Origin of the sequence: Providencia sp. PROV076, assembly GCF_028483405.1 — a bacterium.
Classification (GTDB): Bacteria; Pseudomonadota; Gammaproteobacteria; order Enterobacterales; family Enterobacteriaceae; genus Providencia; species Providencia huaxiensis.
Window position 1 is genome coordinate 1 of the sequence record NZ_JAMPRR010000061.1, and the last position, 3288, is coordinate 3288.

The 3288-nt window shown below is 37.5% G+C and carries 3 protein-coding genes; 2 read left to right on the forward strand and 1 reads right to left on the reverse strand.

The genetic code is table 11. From position 1 onward, the window contains the following. Nucleotides 1-397: 397 nt before the first annotated feature. Complete coding sequence (msr(E), locus tag PSF67_RS21845; RefSeq protein WP_000052512.1) at nt 398-1873, forward strand: ABC-F type ribosomal protection protein Msr(E); 1476 nt, start codon at nt 398-400, stop codon at nt 1871-1873. A 55-nt stretch (nt 1874-1928) separates the two neighbouring features. After that, nucleotides 1929-2813: an Mph(E) family macrolide 2'-phosphotransferase gene (locus tag PSF67_RS21850; RefSeq protein WP_000155092.1), complete on the forward strand. Its 885-nt coding sequence runs from the start codon at nt 1929-1931 to the stop codon at nt 2811-2813. A 189-nt stretch (nt 2814-3002) separates the two neighbouring features. Here PSF67_RS21850 and PSF67_RS21855 read toward each other — a convergent pair. After that, the coding region (locus PSF67_RS21855; protein ID WP_272514304.1) for a helix-turn-helix domain-containing protein at nt 3003-3288 on the reverse strand (286 nt) is incomplete at its 5' end.

Sequence of the window (3288 nt, forward strand, 5' to 3'; positions counted from 1 at the left end):
TAAAATAAGCCTTATATCCAAGCATAAAACAAGGTTGTCTAGACTTCTTTTAACAGTAAAGTTATCATAAAACTGAATTTTATTTTTTAGGTAAGTTTATGCATTCTATCCGCATTCGTTAAGACACAACTATTTGCATAGTGACACTATTTTATAATGGTGGGCTTTTGTTGTGTCTTTAAGAATATATGCGGATATATAAAGTAAAAGTATGCTTAATTTATAAGTATGCTTTTAGTGCATAGTTTCCAGTTATAACTTAATTGACTAGCTATTTGTCCACCCTGTGGATGAATAGCTTTTTTTTTGGGAGGACACTGTGATGCTAGCTTTTGTTTTCACCTAAATCCTGTTTGCTGCATAAAAAATTTCAAGAGCTAAACAGGAGTAAATAAAAATGAGTTTAATTATTAAAGCGAGAAACATACGCTTGGATTATGCTGGGCGTGATGTTTTGGATATTGATGAATTGGAAATTCACTCTTATGACCGTATTGGTCTTGTGGGTGATAACGGAGCAGGAAAGAGTAGTTTACTCAAAGTACTTAATGGCGAAATTGTTTTAGCCGAAGCGACATTACAGCGTTTTGGTGATTTTGCACATATCAGCCAACTGGGCGGAATCGAAATAGAAACGGTCGAAGACCGGGCAATGTTATCTCGCCTTGGTGTTTCCAATGTACAAAACGACACAATGAGTGGCGGAGAGGAAACTCGTGCAAAAATTGCTGCCGCATTTTCCCAACAAGTACATGGCATTCTAGCGGATGAACCAACCAGCCACCTTGATCTCAATGGAATAGATCTACTTATTGGTCAACTTAAAGCATTTGATGGAGCATTACTTGTTATCAGTCATGACCGATATTTTCTTGATATGGTTGTAGACAAGATATGGGAGTTAAAAGACGGTAAAATTACGGAATATTGGGGTGGTTACTCGGATTACTTGCGTCAAAAAGAAGAAGAGCGACAACACCAAGCCGTAGAATATGAGCTGATGATGAAGGAACGGGAGCGATTAGAATCTGCTGTGCAAGAAAAACGCCAGCAAGCTAATCGATTAGACAATAAGAAAAAAGGAGAAAAATCCAAAAACTCTACCGAAAGTGCTGGACGACTTGGGCATGCAAAAATGACTGGCACCAAGCAAAGAAAACTGTATCAGGCAGCTAAGAGTATGGAAAAGCGTTTGGCTGCATTAGAAGATATTCAAGCACCAGAGCATTTGCGTTCTATTCGTTTTCGTCAAAGTTCAGCCCTAGAACTGCACAATAAGTTCCCGATTACGGCAGATGGTCTGAGCTTAAAATTTGGTAGCCGTACTATCTTTGATGACGCTAACTTTATAATACCGCTTGGCGCTAAAGTCGCTATAACTGGATCGAATGGAACAGGGAAAACGTCCTTGTTAAAAATGATATCAGAACGTGCTGATGGATTAACCATATCTCCAAAAGCTGAAATTGGCTACTTTACACAAACAGGATATAAATTTAACACGCATAAATCTGTGCTCTCCTTTATGCAGGAAGAGTGCGAGTACACAGTTGCGGAAATTCGTGCAGTATTGGCTTCAATGGGGATCGGAGCGAATGATATTCAAAAAAACTTATCCGACTTATCGGGAGGTGAAATCATCAAACTGCTTTTATCCAAAATGCTTTTAGGAAAATATAATATTTTGCTTATGGATGAACCAGGAAACTATCTTGACCTAAAAAGTATTGCCGCATTAGAAACAATGATGAAGTCCTATGCAGGAACTATTATCTTCGTATCTCATGACAAGCAATTGGTCGATAATATTGCTGACATTATCTACGAGATCAAAGACCACAAAATCATCAAGACTTTTGAGAGAGATTGTTAATGATAGCCAATCTAATCCGAACATTAATTATTGAACTCTTTAAAGGAAATTAAAAATGACAATTCAAGATATTCAATCACTTGCTGAAGCACACGGCTTGTTGCTTACGGACAAAATGAATTTCAATGAAATGGGCATTGATTTTAAGGTCGTTTTTGCTCTTGATACAAAGGGGCAACAATGGTTGCTGCGTATTCCTCGTCGTGATGGCATGAGGGAACAAATCAAGAAAGAAAAACGCATTTTAGAATTGGTAAAAAAACATCTTTCTGTAGAGGTTCCTGATTGGAGAATTTCATCTACAGAATTAGTGGCTTATCCCATACTTAAAGATAATCCTGTTTTAAATTTGGATGCTGAAACCTATGAAATAATTTGGAATATGGACAAAGATAGCCCGAAATACATAACATCTTTGGCAAAAACCTTATTTGAAATCCATAGTATTCCTGAAAAAGAAGTTCGGGAAAATGATTTGAAAATTATGAAACCTTCAGATTTAAGACCTGAAATAGCAAACAATTTGCAGTTAGTAAAATCTGAAATTGGTATAAGTGAGCAATTGGAAACCCGCTACAGAAAATGGTTGGATAATGATGTTCTATGGGCAGATTTCACCCAATTTATACATGGCGATTTATATGCTGGGCATGTACTAGCTTCAAAGGATGGAGCTGTTTCAGGCGTTATTGATTGGTCAACAGCCCATATAGATGACCCAGCGATTGATTTTGCTGGGCATGTAACTTTGTTTGGAGAAGAAAGCCTCAAAACTCTAATCATCGAGTATGAAAAACTAGGGGGTAAAGTTTGGAATAAACTATATGAACAGACTTTAGAAAGAGCAGCGGCCTCTCCTTTGATGTATGGTTTATTTGCCTTAGAAACTCAAAATGAAAGCCTTATCGTTGGAGCAAAAGCTCAGTTGGGAGTTATATAATTTAAAAATATGATTGCTGAGAACTGCCTTGTTTTGAAACTTGGTTGGCTTTAATTAGTTTTTAGTATTCTTTATAGAAAATGCCTCGATCAAGGGGCATTTCTAACAATCATTTAACATAAAATTTCTTATGTGAAGTAACCTGAATGCAGCGGTGCCCCATTGGGGGCGCGTTGAGATAAGCCTCTTTTAGATAACTTTAGCAACTCGATAGACAGTTGCAACTCCACAATTCACTGCTTTGGCAATTTCTTCCTTAGTCATATTGCCAACTACTAGCAATTCTTTTATTCGTTTATGTTTAGCCTCATTTGCCTTCTTGCCTGTTGGTTTGTAACCCGAACGTGCCAGGCCCTGCTTAATACGTTCTATACGTTTCTCATTGTCTAGGCGGGCCATTGTTGCCAGAAGATCAATCAACATATTGTTGATGAGTTCCAAGATTGAATGAGTAATGCTGTCACTGGTTTGAAGG